Source organism: Lactobacillus sp. ESL0237, from assembly GCF_003692985.1.
GTDB lineage: Bacteria > Bacillota > Bacilli > Lactobacillales > Lactobacillaceae > Lactobacillus > Lactobacillus bombicola.
The window spans coordinates 285,037-303,831 of sequence record NZ_REHE01000010.1 but is presented as its reverse complement, the minus strand read 5'-3'; the positions used below and the strand labels follow the sequence as shown (position 1 = coordinate 303,831).

Annotated in this window: 16 protein-coding genes; 12 read left to right on the top strand and 4 right to left on the bottom strand. The window is 35.8% G+C overall.

Annotated features, from left to right (window positions below):
• Positions 1-109: 109 nt before the first annotated feature.
• Entirely contained in the window at positions 110-898 is a 789-nt protein-coding gene (locus F5ESL0237_RS06800) for a hypothetical protein (protein ID WP_233551954.1), read from the bottom strand.
• A gap of 156 nt (positions 899-1,054) precedes the next feature.
• Between F5ESL0237_RS06800 and F5ESL0237_RS06795 the strand changes: the two genes are divergently transcribed.
• The 12 genes from F5ESL0237_RS06795 (at position 1,055) to F5ESL0237_RS06740 (ending at position 14,266) form a co-directional block, all read left to right on the top strand.
• Positions 1,055-1,747 carry a 2,3-diphosphoglycerate-dependent phosphoglycerate mutase gene (locus tag F5ESL0237_RS06795; protein WP_090092548.1) on the top strand — a complete coding sequence of 231 codons (693 nt, stop codon included), beginning with the start codon at positions 1,055-1,057 and terminating at the stop codon, positions 1,745-1,747.
• A 156-nt stretch (positions 1,748-1,903) separates the two neighbouring features.
• Positions 1,904-2,476, top strand: a complete 573-nt coding sequence (locus tag F5ESL0237_RS06790; RefSeq protein ID WP_147440990.1) for a MucBP domain-containing protein — start codon at positions 1,904-1,906, stop codon at positions 2,474-2,476.
• 245 nt (positions 2,477-2,721) lie between these two features.
• Complete coding sequence (locus F5ESL0237_RS06785; protein WP_122024983.1) at positions 2,722-3,159, top strand: MerR family transcriptional regulator; 438 nt, start codon at positions 2,722-2,724, stop codon at positions 3,157-3,159.
• Positions 3,152-3,565, top strand: coding sequence for a cupin domain-containing protein (locus tag F5ESL0237_RS06780; RefSeq protein WP_090092545.1), 414 nt, complete (start codon positions 3,152-3,154; stop codon positions 3,563-3,565). Before F5ESL0237_RS06785 ends, F5ESL0237_RS06780 begins: the two co-directional genes overlap by 8 nt.
• The gene (locus F5ESL0237_RS06775; RefSeq protein WP_090092544.1) at positions 3,565-3,885 is read left to right on the top strand and encodes a carboxymuconolactone decarboxylase family protein; all 321 of its coding nucleotides are present in this window, start codon (positions 3,565-3,567) and stop codon (positions 3,883-3,885) included. The genes F5ESL0237_RS06780 and F5ESL0237_RS06775 overlap by 1 nt, the downstream gene beginning before the upstream one ends.
• Before the next feature lie 106 nt (positions 3,886-3,991).
• Positions 3,992-4,960, top strand: coding sequence for an asparaginase (locus F5ESL0237_RS06770; protein ID WP_090092543.1), 969 nt, complete (start codon positions 3,992-3,994; stop codon positions 4,958-4,960).
• A gap of 145 nt (positions 4,961-5,105) precedes the next feature.
• The gene (locus F5ESL0237_RS06765; RefSeq protein WP_122024982.1) at positions 5,106-6,908 is read left to right on the top strand and encodes an FAD-binding protein; all 1,803 of its coding nucleotides are present in this window, start codon (positions 5,106-5,108) and stop codon (positions 6,906-6,908) included.
• 123 nt (positions 6,909-7,031) lie between these two features.
• Positions 7,032-7,940, top strand: coding sequence for a LysR family transcriptional regulator (locus F5ESL0237_RS06760; protein WP_122024981.1), 909 nt, complete (start codon positions 7,032-7,034; stop codon positions 7,938-7,940).
• Positions 7,941-8,139: 199 nt separating this feature from the next.
• On the top strand, positions 8,140-9,624 hold the full coding sequence (locus F5ESL0237_RS06755; protein WP_122024980.1) for an FAD-dependent oxidoreductase: 1,485 nt from the start codon (positions 8,140-8,142) through the stop codon (positions 9,622-9,624).
• Between the two features lie 25 nt (positions 9,625-9,649).
• On the top strand, positions 9,650-10,870 hold the full coding sequence (locus tag F5ESL0237_RS06750) for a nitrate/nitrite transporter (protein WP_122024979.1): 1,221 nt from the start codon (positions 9,650-9,652) through the stop codon (positions 10,868-10,870).
• A 30-nt stretch (positions 10,871-10,900) separates the two neighbouring features.
• The gene (locus F5ESL0237_RS06745) at positions 10,901-12,766 is read left to right on the top strand and encodes an FAD-dependent oxidoreductase (protein WP_122024978.1); all 1,866 of its coding nucleotides are present in this window, start codon (positions 10,901-10,903) and stop codon (positions 12,764-12,766) included.
• A gap of 63 nt (positions 12,767-12,829) precedes the next feature.
• Positions 12,830-14,266: an FAD-dependent oxidoreductase gene (locus F5ESL0237_RS06740; RefSeq protein ID WP_122024977.1), complete on the top strand. Its 1,437-nt coding sequence runs from the start codon at positions 12,830-12,832 to the stop codon at positions 14,264-14,266.
• A 71-nt stretch (positions 14,267-14,337) separates the two neighbouring features.
• Here the strand turns inward: F5ESL0237_RS06740 and F5ESL0237_RS06735 are convergent, their stop codons facing one another.
• Genes F5ESL0237_RS06735 through F5ESL0237_RS06725 form a run of 3 tightly spaced genes read right to left on the bottom strand, consistent with a single transcriptional unit; the run spans position 14,338 to position 18,092 of the window.
• The gene (locus F5ESL0237_RS06735; protein WP_122024976.1) at positions 14,338-15,342 is read right to left on the bottom strand and encodes an alpha/beta hydrolase; all 1,005 of its coding nucleotides are present in this window, start codon (positions 15,340-15,342) and stop codon (positions 14,338-14,340) included.
• Between the two features lie 13 nt (positions 15,343-15,355).
• On the bottom strand, positions 15,356-17,236 hold the full coding sequence (locus tag F5ESL0237_RS06730) for a beta-glucoside-specific PTS transporter subunit IIABC (RefSeq protein ID WP_122024975.1): 1,881 nt from the start codon (positions 17,234-17,236) through the stop codon (positions 15,356-15,358).
• A gap of 16 nt (positions 17,237-17,252) precedes the next feature.
• Entirely contained in the window at positions 17,253-18,092 is an 840-nt protein-coding gene (locus F5ESL0237_RS06725; RefSeq protein ID WP_122024974.1) for a PRD domain-containing protein, read from the bottom strand.
• Between the last annotated feature and the right edge of the window lie 703 nt (positions 18,093-18,795).

Genomic DNA, 18,795 nt, shown 5'->3' with positions numbered 1-18,795 from the left:
ATTACTACTTCAATCTTAGATGATTCGATATAGATGGGCAATAGGCGTGCCTGTCTCTCTAAAATAAAAAACACATTATAACTAAGGTTATAGTGTGTTTTTATTAGTTTTATTTTTTCTTTTGCGGTAAAGGCTTCGCATCTAAAACATTGTTGGGCATCTTTAAAAAATCATGGGTGCCAATATTGGCATAGCTTTGACCAACTTCAAGTTGCATCATTTTTCCTATTTTCATATATACTTTATAACTAAAAGATGCCAATTTTTGCTTTTTAACAACAAGTTTAACGTCCATTTTTTGATAGGTCCCTTTTTGAGCGAGTTGTTTATAAGCTGGTAATTGTTTTTTGCTTTGGTTATTTGTCCTAAAGATTGGCTGAACGGCAGCTTGCATTATTTTTTTATCAGTAAGTGTTGCAGTTAAAGTATATTTATTACTTGACCGCTTCATTTGATAGGCATTAATGAGTTTATTAGGTGGATCTAGTAGCATTTTGTTATTCATAACAGCGTCGACAATATCGTTATATGAATGTCCAGTTAGTTTATCAAGGGGAGTAACATACCACGTACTTTGCCCATTAATATAAGCCTTATTAGTATTACTGATCCATTCCTCTAAATTACTGCTTTTGCCTTTAGCTTGAGTTTGATAATTCAAATGAAAAATAGTTGGATTACCACCAAAGGTATATGTAGAAGTGATAACTTGACTTTCCGTATCAGTTTTTAAATTAATTAGCTGCTTGGCTTGGCCACTTTTAAAAGTTTGTTGTGACTTTTTGATTACGGTTGATTTGTTCAGAACCGGTTCAGCTGGCTTTTTTGGTGCTGCACAACCACTGCTAATCAGTGCTACAATGAGCCCCATACCAAGTAATACTTTTTTTAATCTCATTTTGTTAAAAAATCTCTTTTCTTATAATCATTAATATCTCTATTGTATCGTAAAATGTTAAATTAAAAAACGATTTTTAGTTCTAAACCCTATGAAAACAAAATTTAAATGTGTAAAATAATAAGTGAAGCTTTTAATTTGCAAAGGAGATATTTCATGTCAAAATTAGTTTTGATCCGTCATGGACAAAGTGAATGGAATCTTGAAAACAAGTTTACTGGTTGGGTTGATGTTAACCTTTCAGAACAAGGTGTTGCAGAAGCCAAAAATGCTGGTCGTTTAATTAAAGCGCATGGTCTTAAGTTTGACCAAGCTTATACTTCAGTTTTAACACGTGCAATTAAGACTTTGCACTATGCTTTAGCTGAAAGTGACCAACTATGGGTACCAGAAACTAAATCATGGCGTTTAAATGAACGTCACTATGGTGGTTTGCAAGGTTTGAATAAACAAGCAACTGCTGACAAATATGGAGATGATCAAGTTCACATTTGGCGTCGTTCATATGATGTTTTGCCACCAAAATTGGAAGATGATTCAGAATTTAGTCAAGTGCACGATCGTCGTTATGCTGATCTTGATCCGAACATCATTCCACGGACAGAGAATTTAAAGGTTTGCTTAGAGCGAGTAATGCCATTCTGGGAAGATCATATTGCTCCTGACTTACTAGCTGGTAAGAACGTTATTATTGCTGCTCATGGTAATTCACTTCGTGCCTTGACTAAGTACATTGAAAACATTTCTGATGAAGATATTATGGATTTGGAAATGAAGACTGGTGAACCAGTTGTCTACACTTTTGATGACAAATTAAAGGTTGTTAACAAAGAAAAGCTAGATGATTAATTAATCAGTAAAAGACTATTTTAGAGGAATCTGAATGGTCTTTTTTGTTATAAAATTTTTTTATAGTTATTAAACGGTGCATGTATTGAATTAACTTGCTATACTATAAGCAAAGTTTATTTTTTTGTATTATTGAAGGGGTAATTGGTGAATAAAATGAAAAGAAGCGATCAGCATCACACCAAATTAATGTTGAGTGGCATTGTACTTTCAGCGGCAGTTAGCTTTTTTTATTTTCAACAGCGATCACTGAAAGACAAGCACATCTCTTGGTCTGACTTGTTAGCTGACAGAACTAACTTTAAAAAAAGAGCTAAGCAACAATTGCAAGTAATGGGTAATGCTGTACAAAAATTGTGTAATTTTGACAAAAACAAATTGTCTAATAAGCAAGCATCGGCATTAGAAATTTTACCAGTTACTACAGCTGCTAGTGAGACTGTGACTGAACCTGAAGTTTCAGCCCCGCATTCAACAGCTGGAACTACTAGTAATTGTCAGGTTCTAGTTAACTATGTGGATGAGGATAATAATTTGATTGCCCAAAGTGAAATTTTAAGGGGGAAAGAAGGAGTTAGTTATGCTTCGATCTTCAAGCCGGTTAAAGGTTATTTACTAAAAAAGCGGACAGATAATGCTAAAGGACGCTTTAAAGCGGAAGCACAAGTAGTCAAGTATATTTATATTAAGGATAGTGCTTATCAAGCTCCAACCCAGAACACAAAATAGTGGAACATTTTTGGGTTAATTAGGCCAGTTTACCAGAATTAATAATTGATATTAATTGAGCTATAAAAAAAGAAATCAAACCGCTAGTCGCTTGTAACTAGCGGTTTTTATAATTACTAAATTTACTAACCAAATATTTTACATTCAAAATACTTGACTTAAAGTTAACTTTAAGGGGTATGGTTATCCTATAATTTAGTAAAAACAGACAGTATTCTTGTCTAAATTAAAATTAGGAGTAATTAATGAGAAGGACGAATAAGTATCGCATCGGTCAATTTAGTCAGGTAACTCATTTGCCAGCAGCAACTTTGCGTTATTATGAGCAAGAAGGTTTGTTGGCGCCAAAACGTGATAGTTTGGGTCAACGATTTTATACTGATGCAGATTTAGCTTGGTTAAATTTTATCCTACATTTAAAAGACACGGGGATGACCATTACTGACCTGAAAAAATATGTTGATTTACGCGCTCAAGGAGATGAGACAATTAGTCAGCGCCTAGCTTTACTCAAGCAAGTCCAAGTTCAGGCTGAAGCGCAATTATTTAATTTAAAAAATAGTTTAACCATTGTTAAACAAAAAATTGCTTGGTACGAAGGTAAGAAAAATGCAACCATTGCCGATGATGAAACTTTTGTAGCTTATTTAAATCGAATTAGGGAGAGGAAACAAAATGATTAAACATGAAAATGAAGTTAAGCAAGCCCTATTTGCATTAGGTGAAAAAAATACGGCCTACCAAAAATATTTTATTGGACAAAGCTATTTGCAAAATTTAGTAGCTGATCCCAAGCTCAATGTTAATGTAGCTAATGTTAGTTTTGAGCCTGGATGTCGTAATAACTGGCATAAACATAATGGTGGGTTTCAAATTTTATTGGTAACTGCTGGTGAAGGTTGGTATCAAGCAGAGGGTCAACCGGCTCGAAAACTTTATCCAGGTGATGTTGTGGTAGTCCATGATGGAGTCAAGCATTGGCATGGAGCGACTAAGGATAGTTGGTTTGCGCATGTGGCTATTACAAGTGGTACACCAGAATGGCTTGAACCAGTACCAGATGAAGTATATCAACAATTGGAGGATTAATGATGAAAAAACAAACAGCTGGACGTGATAATTTAGGTAAGCTGGCCCCGAAGTTTGCTGAATTGAATGATGATGTTTTATTTGGTCAAGTTTGGTCACGTGAAAAGCAATTATCTGCCCGGGAACGTAGTTTAATTACTTGCGCATCTTTAATGACTCAAGGTGCTTTTCCGCAATTAAAAGCGCATCTGAAAATTGCTCAAAATAACGGGGTAACTAAAGAAGAAATGGTTGAAATTATTACTCATTTAGCCTTTTATTGTGGCTGGCCTAAAGCTTGGTCGACTTTTGATTTGGTAAAAGAGGTTTATGGAGAATAAGTAATTGTTTTAAAATTGTCCTACTTCAGCAATAGAGCCAGTCAAATCGGCTATAATGTGTTTAAGTAAAAACAACATTTTTATATTGATGAAGGGGTTACCAATTATGACTAAAAAAATCCTTATTTTACATACTGGCGGTACAATTTCAATGTCAGAAGATGAATCAGGTAAGATTAAACCCAATGAACGCAATCCACTCGCTAATATTTCTCTAAAAAATAAAAGTGAACTTGAACTAGTAACTGAAGAAATTTTTAATGTACCTTCGCCGCATATGAATCCAGAACGAATGTTACAGTTATCACTCAGAATTCGTCAGGCTGAAGCAGAGGGATTTTATGGTGCGGTGGTAACTCACGGGACGGATACCTTAGAAGAAACCGCAATTTTTTTAGATTTAACTATTTCTAGTAACATGCCAGTAGTAGTCACAGGGGCAATGCGCTCTTCTAATGAAATTGGAAGTGATGGTCTATATAATTTTCGGACGGCAATCATGGTAGCTAGTTCCAAAGAATCAGTGGGTAAAGGCGTGGTCGTAGTTATGAATGATGAAATTCATTCAGCACGTTATGTAACTAAGACCCATACTACAAATGTTGCCACTTTTCGCACGCCAACCTTTGGGCCAATCGGTATTGTTTCAGAAGGTCATGTCAATTATGTACAGACAATTAAACCGCAACAACATCTACCAATTAATTATGTAGTTGATCAAGTATTTTTAGTTAAAGCTTACGCAGGGATGGGAACGGAATTGTTTCGGGCTTTGAACCAGACCGCAACTAATGGTATTGTAATTGAGGCTTTAGGAGCTGGTAATATGCCACCTGAAACCTTACCAGAGCTTCAAGCACTTGTTGAGCATAAGATTCCAATAGTTTTAGTTTCACGTTGCTTTAATGGAATTGCTGAGCCGGTTTATGATTATCAAGGCGGCGGAGTTAACTTAAATAAGATGGGAATTATTTATTGTCGGGGCTTAAATGGGCAAAAGGCGAGAATTAAATTATTGGTTGGCTTGAGTGCAGGCTTATCAGGCTTAGAATTAAAAAAATATATTAATAATTAAGTTTAAATCGTTCATCACTGATGAACGATTTTTATTTCTAACTTACAGATAATGAATAACTATAAATTATTGGTTGTTTGAGGTTGTAATATGTGCTATTATTCTCATAAAATATATGAAAGCGATTGCATATAGGAGAAGGCTTATGATTTACCAAGCAGATATTGAATGGGATGCCAATTATGATGTTGTAGTACTAGGATTTGGTGGCGCGGGGGCAACAGCTGCCCGTTTTGCTGCGGACCAAGATGCGCGGGTTTTGTTGGTCGATGCTGCTCCAGAAGGCCATGAGGGTGGGAATACACGTTATTCTGCTCAGCTATTGGGAACTGGTGAAGATTTTAACAAAATGAAAAAATATTACCAACAATTAACAGCACCGATGTCATTAGATGAAGAGATGATTGACACTTATGTTAAAGGTATGGTGGCAATGCCTGAATATGTTTCTAAGTATTTAGAAGTAGAACCATGCAGTGCTAAAGACTATGCACCTCAATCACGTTGGGCATTTGAAGAATTTCCTGAATATGAAGGTTCAGAAACGCATGATTTTACAACGGTCGCCAAATCATGGTTTGATGCATCTTTATGGCAAATTTTAAAAAATCAAGTAAGCAAAAGACAAAGCAAGATTGATGTTTTGTATAATACACCAGCCATTGAATTAATTCAAAATGGTCAAACTAGAGTAATTGAGGGCGTTGTAATTGAACGTGATAATAAGAGGCTAAACGTTCAAGCTAAAAATGGTGTAGTACTGGCTACTGGCGGTTTTGAAAATAATCAGCGCATGATTGAAGATTATTTAGGAGCAAAAAAATTAGCTCCTTTAGGTACACTTTACAATAAAGGTGATGGTGTTCGGCTGGCACAAGAAGTTGGTGCTGATCTTTGGCATATGCATAATTTTGAGTCATTGGGTCTCTTACACGGAATGGCTTTTGCTGTACCTCAAGGTGAGCGCGGTCGTTTAATGTTAGGTGAACAAAATGAAAAAGTTGCTCATGGCAGCGCATTTGTGATTGGTGATGATGGTACAAGATATTTTAATGAAGCAGAAGAAAATCGACATGGCCATATTAAGAATCATGGTCAATGGAAAGTGCCAATGAATCAAGTCCACCCCTATCTAATTTTTGACAGCAAGAAGAAAGAGGAGCTTGATCACGATCCAATAATTGGTAGCTATGCACCATATTATAATCAGATAATTAGTGCTAGTTCACCAGCAGAATTAGCAGAAAAAATTGAAATTGAACCAGCGGTCTTGAATCAGACGGTAGCTAGGTTTAATCATGCATGTGAAGAACATAACGATTCCGAATTTCATCGTGCGTCAACTACTCTACAAGCTTTTACTGGAGCTGAAATTTTTGCAGTTAAGCTGGAACAAACGATGCTTAATACTCAAGGCGGTCCCAGAAGAAATGTGAAAGCTGAGATTATCGATACTAAGGGTCAAGTAATTCCACACTTATATTCAGCAGGAGAATTAGGTGGGATTAGTGCCAATCAATACCAAGGTGGTGGCAACTTAGCCGAATGTTTGATTTGGGGTAAGATTGCTGGGGAAAATGCTGCAATACCAAAATTGGCTAATGAAGCTGACGTGGCAAGTGGTGCTTCGGTAAGTGAGAAACATTTAAATTCTGATTTAAGGCGGGAAACTTACCCCACAGCTAAAAATCAATACATTGGTCGTTCAAGTCGCGGTATGGGTGACGAAATTGTAGTCCGAGTTACTGTTGATGAAAATAAGAATTTGCAAGAAATTGAAGTGTTGAAGCAGGCAGAATCAGCTGATTATGGACAAAAAGCAATTGAGATTTTACCTAAGGAAATGGTTAAGCAAAATCGTACTGATGTTGATACAATTACCGGTGCTTCCAGTACCAGTAGGGGACTACGGGATGCCGTTAATGATGCCTTAAGCAAGATTAAATAAAGATAGTTAAAAAGGTCATTATTAGTAATGATCTTTTTGTGTAGTCAAAAAACTTTAGTTATAATGAGTAAAATAGAGTAATTATATTTTGAATAAAGAATTTATTGATGGCGGAGAATAAAAATGAATTTTACTCAGTTACGCTGCTTTATCAAGGCTGTAGATAATTCAAGTTTTACAATTGCAGCAGAGAGAATGAACTTTTCTCAATCAGCAGTTTCCAAGAATATTAAAGACTTAGAAAATACTATCGGCGTAACCTTGATTAACCGGGGGCATCATCGCATTTCACTTACGGATGCGGGTAAATATTTTTATCGTGTGGCACGTAATGTGGTAGATGATATGGATTATACTGTTGCCTATTTACAAAGTAAAAGAAATGACCCAGAGACCCTCTTGCGAATCGGTGTATGTGATACGCCATTAGAGCAAAGTGTTTTGCCCCTTTTTTTGCGTAAGTTACGCGAGGCTGGGAGTAATTTGAATATCCAGTTTGTTTTTGTTTTAAATAATTCAATTGGCGAGCTGCTTAATCATCATGTTGATTTATGCGCTATTGCACGTGACGATGTCAATGTGGTAGATGACGTTCAGTTTGAACCTTTAATTCAGGGTCAGGTAGTAGTAGCTTGTCCCCCTGATTCACCTTTGGCCCAAAAAAAAGCAATTTCTTTATCAGATTTGACTAAACAGGATTTGTTTTTGCTCGATCCAAATAGTTCACTTAATGTACAAGTCAATTTTCAAAATGAATTGATTAATCATATGGGAATGGATCATATTAAATTCGTTCAAGATTTTTTGGCAATGAATATTTATGTTCGTGGTGGTTGGGGGTATGGCATTTTGCCTAATTTTATTGCTGATTATCAAGCTACTGATATCAGCTATGTCCCAATTGATTATCATGATATTTCTCCATATGGCATTGCCTATATGAAGTCTTTTACTAATGAGTCGGTTTTAAAAGAAGTGATTACGACTTTAAATAAAGCAATCACAGAATATTTAAAGCAAAAAAATAAATAATGCACAAATTAAAAATATTAAGTAAATGCTTGTGGTCTATAAAAAAGGCGTCATACAAGCATTTTTTGTTACTTATTTTTTATCATTTTGGTAATTATTCCATTTAGTAATCTTAAATTCTTAATTTAGTGCAAAGATTCACTAAATTGATAGTATGATAAAAGTGCTTAAAAGATTACTTTAAAAGTGAGGGATAAAAATGGAGAATACTTATGATGTAATCGTTGCCGGGGCGAGTAATTCAGGAGCAATGGCAGCATGTGCAGCGGCTGAAAAAGGGGCCAAGGTTTTATTAATTGATAAGCAAGGAAGTTCACAATTTCTCTTTCGTTCTTTTTTTGCAGCACTTAATAGCAATGCGCAAAAAAGAGCAGGAATTAAGGTTGATAAAGCTAAATTATTAAATTTTTTAACACTTTTTTTCCAAGACAATGTTGATGAACGATTACTTTGGACTTGGGCTAACCATGCTGATGAAACAGCTAATTGGCTTGAAGATCAGATTTTGAAACCAAATGGTGGTGTTTTAAGACCACAAAAAGATGCTCATTATGAAACTATCGTTAATACCGCTTTTAATACTGAACTAGCAATTGCTACGCCAGATAACGGTTGGGCGCACTATGGTGAGTGGGTACTCAATAAAGCGCAGCAATTAGGTGTGACGCTTAAGTACAATACCAAGATGGAAGAAATTTTAACCAATGATCAAGGAAAAGTAACTGGTGTTATTACTAGTGACCGTGCTAGTGGTAAAAAAACACAATATCAAGCCACTAAGGGCGTTATTATTTGTACTGGCGGTTATGGTGGCAATATTGATTTAATGAAGAAATGGAATCCACTTGGATACAAGAAGAATGTTTATTCTGATGGACCACGTGACGATGGCTCAGGTATTCTTGCTGGTCTAAAAGTAGGCGCAGCGCGAGATGAAGAACCCGCTGAAATTATTTTTGATCGCGGGGCGGTGCCGGTAGGAACTAAGGCTGAAGATTTTTATAAAATTGACTTTAAAGGTCCGGGGTACTTTTGGTTAGGTGCCTATCCCTTACTAAAGGTTAATTTAAATGGTGAACGCTTCGGTAATGAAAGTGTTCCTTATCAATTTGATATTAATGCCATGTCAAAACAACCTGGTTATCTTGAAGCACAAATTTGGTCTGAAGAAATTATGGATCATTTAGCGCAGTTTGATACGCAAGGCTGTTCTCGCTTAGGTTGGCCAGGAATTTATAATACTGAAGAAAATAAGGCCGAAATTCAACGCCGCCTTGATGATGGAATGGTACAAAAAGCTGACACGATTGAAGAACTGGCTGAAAAATTAGCTTTACCAAAAGATAAGTTGGTTGAAACAGTTAAACGGTATAACCAGATGTGTAAGCAAGGTAAAGATACTGATTTTGGCAAAGAAAAATTCAGATTATACCCAGTTGAACATGGTCCATATTATGGCGTCATAATGGGGGGACGACTTTTAGCGACGCTTGATGGCTTACGAATCAATTCTAAGATGGAAGTGATTGATAAAGATGGTAACCCAATTCCGCACTTATATGCAGCAGGTAATGCTAGTGGTGGTTTCTTCTGGGGCTCATATCCAGACCGTGTTCCGGGCCTGACTTGCAGCCATGCACAAACTTTCGGTAGGTTAGCCGGTCAATTCGCAGCAGAAAATTAGTTTAATTTAAAAAGGAGTTTTAAAAATGATGGATGAAAGACAAATGCCCAAGCTTTCAAATTATCGCTGGGTAATTTTGACCATTGTCGCCTTACTAGATTTAACGAGTAATTATATTCAATTTCAAATCTCAGCTTTAGCTATTCAAATTATGCCAATGCTTCATATTTCGACTGCTCAATTTCAAAGCCTAGTTATGGCACCAATGTTGATTGCGGTTTTTTTGAGTATTCCAGCAGGTACTTTAGCTGATAAGTTTGGTGCTAAAAAAATTGTTTCAATTGGTTTGATTATTTCAGTTATCGGTGCATTTGGTCGCTTAATTGCTCATAACTTTATGACTATGATGCTGATGTTACTACTGTTTGGTGTCTATATGGCGTTATTAAATGCCAATACTTTAAAAATTTTTGGCATGTGGTTTAAACAAGATACAAACATTGCAATGGGAATATTTTTTGCGTCTGCTAGTGTTGGCATCATCTTATCTCGGATTACTAGTCCAAGATTTCCGAGTGTACAATCAGCTTATATGTTTTCATCGATTTTGCTACTTGTATTGGCAATTTGCTGGTTATTTTTTATGAAAGATATGCCTGCAGGTGAAAAACTTCCCCCTGAAGCAGTAAAGCAAGATCATACTGAATCATCAATGGAATTTTTCAAGGCTGCAGCTCGTAGTAAGAAGACATGGATTGTTGCAATTAGTGTCGGTGTTGGAATGGGTGCGAGCGAAGCATTTTCAAGTATTATGCCACCAGCTTTTGCTGCCAGAGGTTTATCTTCTGTTCAAGGCAATACAATTGCTGCAATTGCAACTATTGGTAGTCTATGTGGTTCTCTTTTTGGTCCTGCAATTATTGGTAAAGCAAGAAAGGCAAAGCCGTTGATGATTTTAGTGACACTTTTAGCTGGGATGTTAATTGCTATCACATGGTTTATTCCATTAGGCTTACCTCTAATTATTAGTTTGGTTCTAGGTGGTTTATTTGGCGCAATGACTGGCCCATTGATGCAAGCAATGCCGATTACTTTTCCAGAAATTGGACCGAAGTATGCGGGTTCTGCTGGTGGATTAATTGGCACTGTATCATTACTTTTCTCATACTGTATTCCAGTTATTATTTCTTTGGTTGCTGGGCGCAACTATATGTTGACCTTTATTATTCAAGGTATTGTTTTGATGTTAACTGCTATTTTCATTGCTATTTTGCCAGACGCAAATGATGCACGGCGGCGTAAATAGTAACTAATTTAAATTAAGAGGATTTTTAAAATGGCCAAAAAAATTACAGATAAGCCAGGTAAATATACCGGTTCAGGACAAGGAAAAGAGAGTCAAATCAACCTTGAAGTTGAGGTGGGTAGTGACCAAATTATTAGGGTAAACTCACTTGATCGATATGCTCCAGATAGTTTAGCAGATAATGCTTTTCAGAAGATGGCGCAAAAGATTGTTGATCAGCAGTCAATTGATGTGGATGTAGTCTCAGGGGCATCTGAAACTTCGCGCGGGATTATTGAAGGTGTCAAAAGTGCTTTGACTAAAGCTGAAGTTGATTTTGCTGCTTTAAAAGAAAATAGTGCTCAAACTAGTACAACTACTAAAAGGGAAATTACGGTTGATATTGCAGTTGTGGGTGCAGGTGGAGCCGGTGTAGCTGCAGCACTTGCTGCCATACAGCATGGCGCAAGTGTTGCATTATTAGAAAAAACCATTTCCCCCCTTGGTGCTAGTACCTTTGCTGGTGGGATGTTTGCCGGTGATAGTCAGCAACAAAAAGATCAAGACCAAGTCGTTTCTAAAAAGTGGCTTTATGATGAGTATATGGATGCTTCTCAAGGCTATATGAATTCAATTTTAGTACGCCGGATTATTGATGAATCTGGAAAAACGGTTGACTGGCTCAATGAAAATGGCGCAATTATGAAGTTGGTTGATGCCGGAACAGGTGGCAGTTTCGATCATATTGGGATGCCGGCAACTTTGCATGGTTATCAAGAAGGTGGTACAAAAGCCGTTACCAAACTGATTGAAAAGTTTAAATCTCTCGGTGGACAAATGTACTTTGGCTTTGCCGGGCAGAAGTTATTGCAAAATGATCAAGGACAAGTTATTGGTTTAATTGCACAAAGTGATAAGCAGGAATTACAAGTCAATGCTAAAAAGGTCATTATTGCAACTGGTGGTTTTGGTGGTAATGCCGAAATGCGTAAAGAATATCTAGGTGATGTTAGTACCCAAGGGCAGGTTTTGCAAAATACCGGTGATGGTTTAAATATGGCTTGGTCAGCTGGCACTGCCCGTCATATCAATGGTTCAACTCATTATTTTTGGCAAACTTTTAGTAATAAGGAAATTGGAGCAATGGCTAAGCTAGTTGGTCCTAGTTGGATGCCATTAAATGCTTTAGCCGATTTTCCTAATTTGCGGGTCAATAAGCGCGGTCAACGTTATGCTAGTGAAACCCATGCTTTAGACTTTGCAGTCCACGGAGCGGAATTATCTGAACAACCGCAGCAAACCGAATTTGTTATTTTAGATCAGGCCATGCTTGATAAGATTAAGGAAGGCGGCACGGTCGCAATTGAAGATCACTATGGCAAATGGAAGAACAAGCGCGAATTTTACATGGAATTTAACTTCCCAACGGATACTGATGAAAGTATTAAGCGTGAGCATGAAAAGACTGATTTTACGACTCTTTTGAAACAATTATCATCAACGAATGTTGTCTTTATTGGTCAGACCATTCCTGAATTGGCTGAGCAGATGGGAGTTGACGCAATCAATTTGCAAAAATCAGTTGACCAGTACAATGAAGCTAAGAAGAAGGGGGAAGATGAGTTATTCTTCTCTGACACTAAGCGCATGATTCCAGTTGAACAGGGCCCATTTTATGCTGTTAAGTTTATTGCCCGTAATCTTGGGACTCTAGGCGGTGCCACAATTGATGAAAAGATGCGCGCATTGAAGCCTGACGGCGAACCAGTTGCCAATTTATATATTGCTGGTGCTGATGCATCCGGGATGTATGGCAAAGCTTATGTTGATTTTGAAGGTGGTACTCTAGGTTTTGCTTACATTTCTGGTCGTTTAGCAGGAATTGATGCAGCAGAAACTGCTAAAGAAAGTAATTAAATTTAAAGAGCATGGATTAACTGAATTGACCATGTTCTTTACTAAAGCAATGAGGTCTAAAGAATGGAAGATTATGATGTAGTAATTGTTGGTGCTGGTCTTGCTGGGTTTGCCGCAGCAGCCGAAGCTGGTGATCAAGGCTTAAAAACTTTACTTGTTGAAAAAGGAAAAACGACAGGTGGTACAGGTAATTATGTTGAAGGGGTGTTTGCTGCTGATTCAGTAATACAAAAGCAAGAAGATGCGGTTATTGACAAAAAAGAGCTTTTACAAGAAGAATTAAATTATTCTCATTATCGTGCCGATGGCAGAATGTGGCAAAAGTACATTGATCAAGCGGGTACGAATGTTTCTTGGCTTGAAGAGCGAGGCGCTAAAATTACGATGGTTGCCGGACTCGGTGATGGTGCTAAAACATGGCATTTGTTTGAAGGTAAAGGCCATGACGCAATTCATAATGGCTTGGAGCCATATGCCAAAGAAAAAGGTGTGAAGCTGGTTACGCAAACGCGGGTAATCGATTTAAAGCAAGAAACTGATAATTCTTATGAAGTAACTTTACTTCAAATGATTGATGAAAAAGAGCGAGTTGTTAAAGCTAAGAATATAGTTTTGGCAACTGGGGGTTATTTGAACGATCAAGAATTACTAGCCAGCACTGCTCATCAAAATCCGCAAAATATTATTCCTGTTAATTCTGGCAAAAATACCGGTGATGGTCTGCGCTTAGCATGGAATTTGGGTGCCAAGAAATTCTTTACTGGAATGGCAATGATGTTCGGGGGACAATTAAAAGACCCGACCATTCCTGCTTATAAGTTGTGGGGGACAGCGATTTGGAGTTCTGTATGTGATCAACCGCAATGTTGGGTTAATGAAATGGGCGAACGCTTTGTTGATGAAAGCGCAGCGGTTGTTAATTGGGCTAATGAAGGCAATGCTATGAATCGCCAAGATCGAATTTTTTGTATTTTTAGTCAAAAGATCTTAGATGACTTTACAGACAAATCATATCCAAGATCAATGAAGCCTTTTGTACCGGAAGATCGTTATCCAACCTTGCGTGATGATATAGAGCAGGCTGAAAAAGATGGTCGTGAGTACTTACACAAAGCTAATACCCTTGAGGAATTAGCAGAAGAAATCGATACACCAAATCTGGTTTCATACGTAAAACATTACAATGAAATGGCAGCAAACGGCGAAGATACGGATTTCCATAAACCTGCTAAATATCTATTACCTGTTGATGGCAATGGTCCATTTTATGCAATTGAATTAGGTGTTGGAGCCTATACTACAGGTGATGGTTTGCGGGTTAATGTCAATAATCAGGTTTTAGACACTGAAGGACGATTAATTAGAGGCTTATATGCAATTGGTGGTGATGGTTCCGCAGTTCTCTATGGCGATACATACGGTGTTAACGTGCCGGGAACCCATGCTGGATACTGTGTTTTCTCTGGGCGAAATGCTATTCAAAGTATAGTTAATAAGTAATTTTAATAATTAAAAAAACTGTTAAACCATTGAGTAAGGTACTTATGCTGGTTTAGCAGTTTTTATTTGAATTAATTTTTAATAATGTTAGCGAGATCATCACAAACTTGTTCTGTTTGTTTAAGATAGCCTAAACGATCAAAGAACCCATGATCTAGCCCTTTATATAGAATCTCTTGAACTTTTATACTATTTTGGTTAAGTAAATTAGCAAAAAAATGATTACTTGGCAAAAAATAATCAAATTCTGCTTCGATTAAAGTTACAACCGGCATATTGGTAAAGTCAGTTGCATAAACTGGACTAATCAATGGATTGGTAACAGGTTGACTTCTAGCATAGAGTGGACGCATCAAATTATTAATATACATAATTTTATTTATTCTAGTATGGATATAGTCCTGTTGATGTTTATCCATTTCGTAGTTGGCATAGTTCCAGTGATAACTGGTCATAGCTGGTTCTTGTAAGTCTAAAGCGCCATAAATTGAAATAATTTGCTTAATACGATGGCCCTTATCCAATAAACCACATTCAACTGCTAAGTTTCCTCCTGCACTGTCACCAGCAACAAATACTTTTGAATTAGCAAAGCCTAAAGCTTTTTGGTGATTAATAGTCCACGTAAGCGCTTCTAATGTATCCTCAAGAGCGTTAGGAAATGGCGCTTCTGGAGCTAAGCGGTAATCTAGAGAAATCATAGTACAATCAGCCCTTTCAGCAATTAATTTGCACTGGTTAAGCATCATTGTACTGCTACCACCAATAAATCCGCCACCATGTAAATAGAGACAAGCATTTTTAGTGATTTTAGTTTTGGCTGGATGACAAACCAAAGCAGGAATATAACGTTTTTTGCATTTAATTAGAATACTTTTGACAATAACTCTTGTTTTAGTAAGATCTTGATTTGGTGATCCCATTCCCTGTCTAATTGCAGCAAAATCAATCTTTGCAAAGTTAATATTTTTTTCTGCTTTTCTATCAGAAAATGGCTTCTTTTTTTTTGTTCGTTTTAGAACAACTGGATCAAGTAAACCATAATTTTCGCCATAAGCTGAATTTTTAATAATCATTTTAATCACCTAATTAGTTTTCACTAAAAGTTAAAGCAGATTGACCTATTTTACATGAACTGTCAGCATTAAGTAAAACTTTAGTTTTAGCAGTTGAATTCAACAAAGTTATAATAACACAAGAATCGTAACCTGCTGCAGAGATACTGGCAAAGTCAACAGTACACAGCTCATCGCCTTGTTTAACTTTTGTATCTTTTACAATTCCATTTGTGAAATACTTACCATTTAAATCTACAGTATTAATACCAATATGGATTAAATATTGGCGACCATCTGAACAAGTTATACCATACGCATGCATAGATGGATAAGTAGCTGTTACTACACCAGCAATGGGGGCAATAACTTTTTGAGTGGTTAATATAGGCAAAAAGGCAGCACCTTTGCCGAGTGATTCAGAGGAAAAGACTTCATCATCGACATCTGCTAATGGAATTGTTTTGCCATCAACCGGGGCTACTAATTCCTGTTTAGCCCATGATTCTTGTTGTTGATTAGAATTACTGCTATAAGCAGCAGGCTGACTGTCTAATGTATCAGCGATTACTTGTTTATTATTATCAATGCTAGAATCATAGCCAAAGAAGTAAGTCAAAATTGCAGCAATAGCGAATGCCATAAAATATCCGATAACAAACTGGGCAAAGCCATGACCAAAATAAACAGGAAAACTAGGGACACTAGCAACAGCAACTGCGGTTGCTCTAGAACCTGCTGCACCAGCAATTGCACCGCCAATACCACCGCCAATCATTGCCATTAAAAAGGCACGCTTATATTTTACAGTAACGCCATAAATTGCAGGCTCAGAAATACCAAAGAAACCCATTAAAGTGGCTGATGAAGCAATTTTTTTCATATTAGAATCTTTAGTTCTCAAGAAAATCCCCAATGCCGCTCCAGATTGAGAAATAATACTTGGCCCAAAGACTGCTAAGATAGTATCAAAACCATATTTTTGAATATTTGAAAAAATAATTGGGAAAAGCCCCCAGTGAATACCAAAAACTACCATTGCTTGGGCAAAGAAACCAATGAACCCGCCTGCAACTACTTTGCTTAAACCATATAAATACATATAAAAACTAGCAATCCCATCGGCTAAAGCAGAGCCAATTGGTCCAAAAACAATAATTGTTAGAGGCACTAAAATAAGTAAAGATATTAATGGCTCAAAAATACTTTCGACTGATGTTGGAATAACCTTTTTTAACACTTTTTCTAAATAAGATAAGGTGAAAATGGCAAAAATAATTGGGAAAACACTACTTTTAAATGTTGCAATTTCAATTGGAAGATGCATAAATTGAATAGTTTTACCGTATAAGGCAGCAATATTAGGATAAACTAACGCTCCTCCAATTGTAATTGATACAAAAAGATTAGTTTTAAATTTTTGTGCACAGGTAATAGCTAATATCATTGGTAAAAAGTAATACAAACTATCACCAGCAGCGTTGAATATTTCGTAGGTGCCAGAGGTTGCACTCATCCACTTTAATGAAGTAAAAATGGACAGTAATCCCTTGATAATTCCAGAGCCAATTAAAACATACAAAATAGGAGTAAAGATACTTGAAACTAAATCAATTAGAGCATCAAAAATATTTTTGTGCTGTGGTTTAGTTTCCTCTGACTGCTTATTCATATGCAAAATGTCGCTCATTGCATTATAAATGTCAATTACTTTAGGTCCGAAGACAATTTGGTATTGTCCAGCTGCTTTAACAACTGAAATTACACTAGGTAATTTCTCAATTGTTGCGGTCTGAGCTTTCTGTATGTCTTTTAAGGTAAAACGTAGTCTAGTTGCACAGTGTGTACAAGTGATGACATTGTTTTCACCACCCAAATTTTTTAAAACTTGTTGAGCAATTTCTTGATTATTCATTTTTTCCTCTTTTCTGTTACTTATGATTTAAAATAATTCGTTGAATATGAATAGTTAAATATGATTGTTCACCAATTGAGAGATCAAAATTTTGCGTTTTTAAGATGTATTCTTTGATTTTTTGCATACATTTAAAAGCTTCTGGCATTTTTTGCGGTAATTCAGAGTAGAAAAAAACTGCTTCTGAGGTTTGTTTTTCTTTGCCTAAGATACGTTTAGTTAAAAATTTCAAATGAATAATGAAACGTGTATATTCTAAAGAATTTTTGTCATATTCAATATTGAAATAATATTTAACAATATTAAGCATATCGGTGACCATTTTAATCGAATCCCCAACATCAAAATTTTGTTCATTAGTTTTTAAATTGTCTGCAATATGAAAGGTCAGCAGTCTTGCTTCATCTACTGTTAAATCAACGTTAAATTCTTTGTTTATTTCCTGTAAAATTTTTAAAGACTGTTGATATATTTTTGGATAAATGTCCTTTACTTCCCATAAAAGGGATGTGTTGACACTCTCGTGGTTCCGATATCTGGAAACGGTAAAATAGATATGATCAGTCAAAGCAATATAAATATTGTCGTCAAATGTTTCATTTAATTTAATTGATAACTTTTTTACAATACGATCAGTAAAGTCTAAGTACTGTAGAGGAATTGTGCCAACAATACTAATTAATTTATTTTGCCGCTCAGCAGTACTTAATTTATACCTTTTTTCTAATCTTTCCTGATCAACTTTATCTCCTCTATTTTTCATAAAGCCAATACCCTTACCAGTCAAAATTTGATCAATACCGTCTTGACCAAAGGCAATAACAGCATTGTTATTCAATTTTTTCTTGATAATCATTTCAAACTCCTTTTGTCACAGTTATTTCCTCCGTAGATAAACAAAAAGGCCCACTAAACCGATTGATTTAGTAGGCCACGCCAGCTTTACCTGTAACTATCCCTATTCTTTTACATTAATCATTATAACCGCTTACAAAATATTAAGCAAATAAAATTTAATCACTTACAATGTTTGTACAAAGAGATAAGTGTATTTTTAAAAAAACTAATTAATTATAATTAAGTATGTATTATTTTTAAACATTTATACTTGCTATAGATTAATCTTGTATTTACTATTAAATAATACTGTTTTTATTATTTCTAAAATAAATTAGCTAATTACTAGTAGGGTATATAACGCTGACATTTAGGGCTATCAGAGACGCTATCAAAATATTTTCTTATCAGAACTTTTTGATGTAATTAATTTTAAAAGTAATATTCATACTTATTTGTTTGTGATAAAGGATGGGTCTTATTAAGTAGGTTATCATATCAAAAGGAATTAAATATCTTTCATTGATGGAAAATAAAAAAGGTTTGACAGAGATACTACTAGTTTGAACTGATTCTACCTTTGAATTAATCTATTTAAAATTTTATTATGAAAGCTAAATTTTTGAATTTGAAAAAGCAAGCGCCAAAAAAATTGTGTGACTTTGTTTAAAAATTAATTTAAGCAGTGATTTGGAACTTAAGCATATTAATTTGTTTTAGGA

Bases quoted from the DNA above. Each gene is read 5' to 3' on its own strand.
- F5ESL0237_RS06800 (WP_233551954.1), bottom strand. From the start codon at position 898: ATGAGATTAAAAAAAGTATTACTTGGTATGGGGCTCATTGTAGCACTG.
- F5ESL0237_RS06795 (WP_090092548.1), top strand. From the start codon at position 1,055: ATGTCAAAATTAGTTTTGATCCGTCATGGACAAAGTGAATGGAATCTT.
- F5ESL0237_RS06790 (WP_147440990.1), top strand. From the start codon at position 1,904: ATGAAAAGAAGCGATCAGCATCACACCAAATTAATGTTGAGTGGCATT.
- F5ESL0237_RS06785 (WP_122024983.1), top strand. From the start codon at position 2,722: ATGAGAAGGACGAATAAGTATCGCATCGGTCAATTTAGTCAGGTAACT.
- F5ESL0237_RS06780 (WP_090092545.1), top strand. From the start codon at position 3,152: ATGATTAAACATGAAAATGAAGTTAAGCAAGCCCTATTTGCATTAGGT.
- F5ESL0237_RS06775 (WP_090092544.1), top strand. From the start codon at position 3,565: ATGATGAAAAAACAAACAGCTGGACGTGATAATTTAGGTAAGCTGGCC.
- F5ESL0237_RS06770 (WP_090092543.1), top strand. From the start codon at position 3,992: ATGACTAAAAAAATCCTTATTTTACATACTGGCGGTACAATTTCAATG.
- F5ESL0237_RS06765 (WP_122024982.1), top strand. From the start codon at position 5,106: ATGATTTACCAAGCAGATATTGAATGGGATGCCAATTATGATGTTGTA.
- F5ESL0237_RS06760 (WP_122024981.1), top strand. From the start codon at position 7,032: ATGAATTTTACTCAGTTACGCTGCTTTATCAAGGCTGTAGATAATTCA.
- F5ESL0237_RS06755 (WP_122024980.1), top strand. From the start codon at position 8,140: ATGGAGAATACTTATGATGTAATCGTTGCCGGGGCGAGTAATTCAGGA.
- F5ESL0237_RS06750 (WP_122024979.1), top strand. From the start codon at position 9,650: ATGATGGATGAAAGACAAATGCCCAAGCTTTCAAATTATCGCTGGGTA.
- F5ESL0237_RS06745 (WP_122024978.1), top strand. From the start codon at position 10,901: ATGGCCAAAAAAATTACAGATAAGCCAGGTAAATATACCGGTTCAGGA.
- F5ESL0237_RS06740 (WP_122024977.1), top strand. From the start codon at position 12,830: ATGGAAGATTATGATGTAGTAATTGTTGGTGCTGGTCTTGCTGGGTTT.
- F5ESL0237_RS06735 (WP_122024976.1), bottom strand. From the start codon at position 15,342: ATGATTATTAAAAATTCAGCTTATGGCGAAAATTATGGTTTACTTGAT.
- F5ESL0237_RS06730 (WP_122024975.1), bottom strand. From the start codon at position 17,236: ATGAATAATCAAGAAATTGCTCAACAAGTTTTAAAAAATTTGGGTGGT.
- F5ESL0237_RS06725 (WP_122024974.1), bottom strand. From the start codon at position 18,092: ATGATTATCAAGAAAAAATTGAATAACAATGCTGTTATTGCCTTTGGT.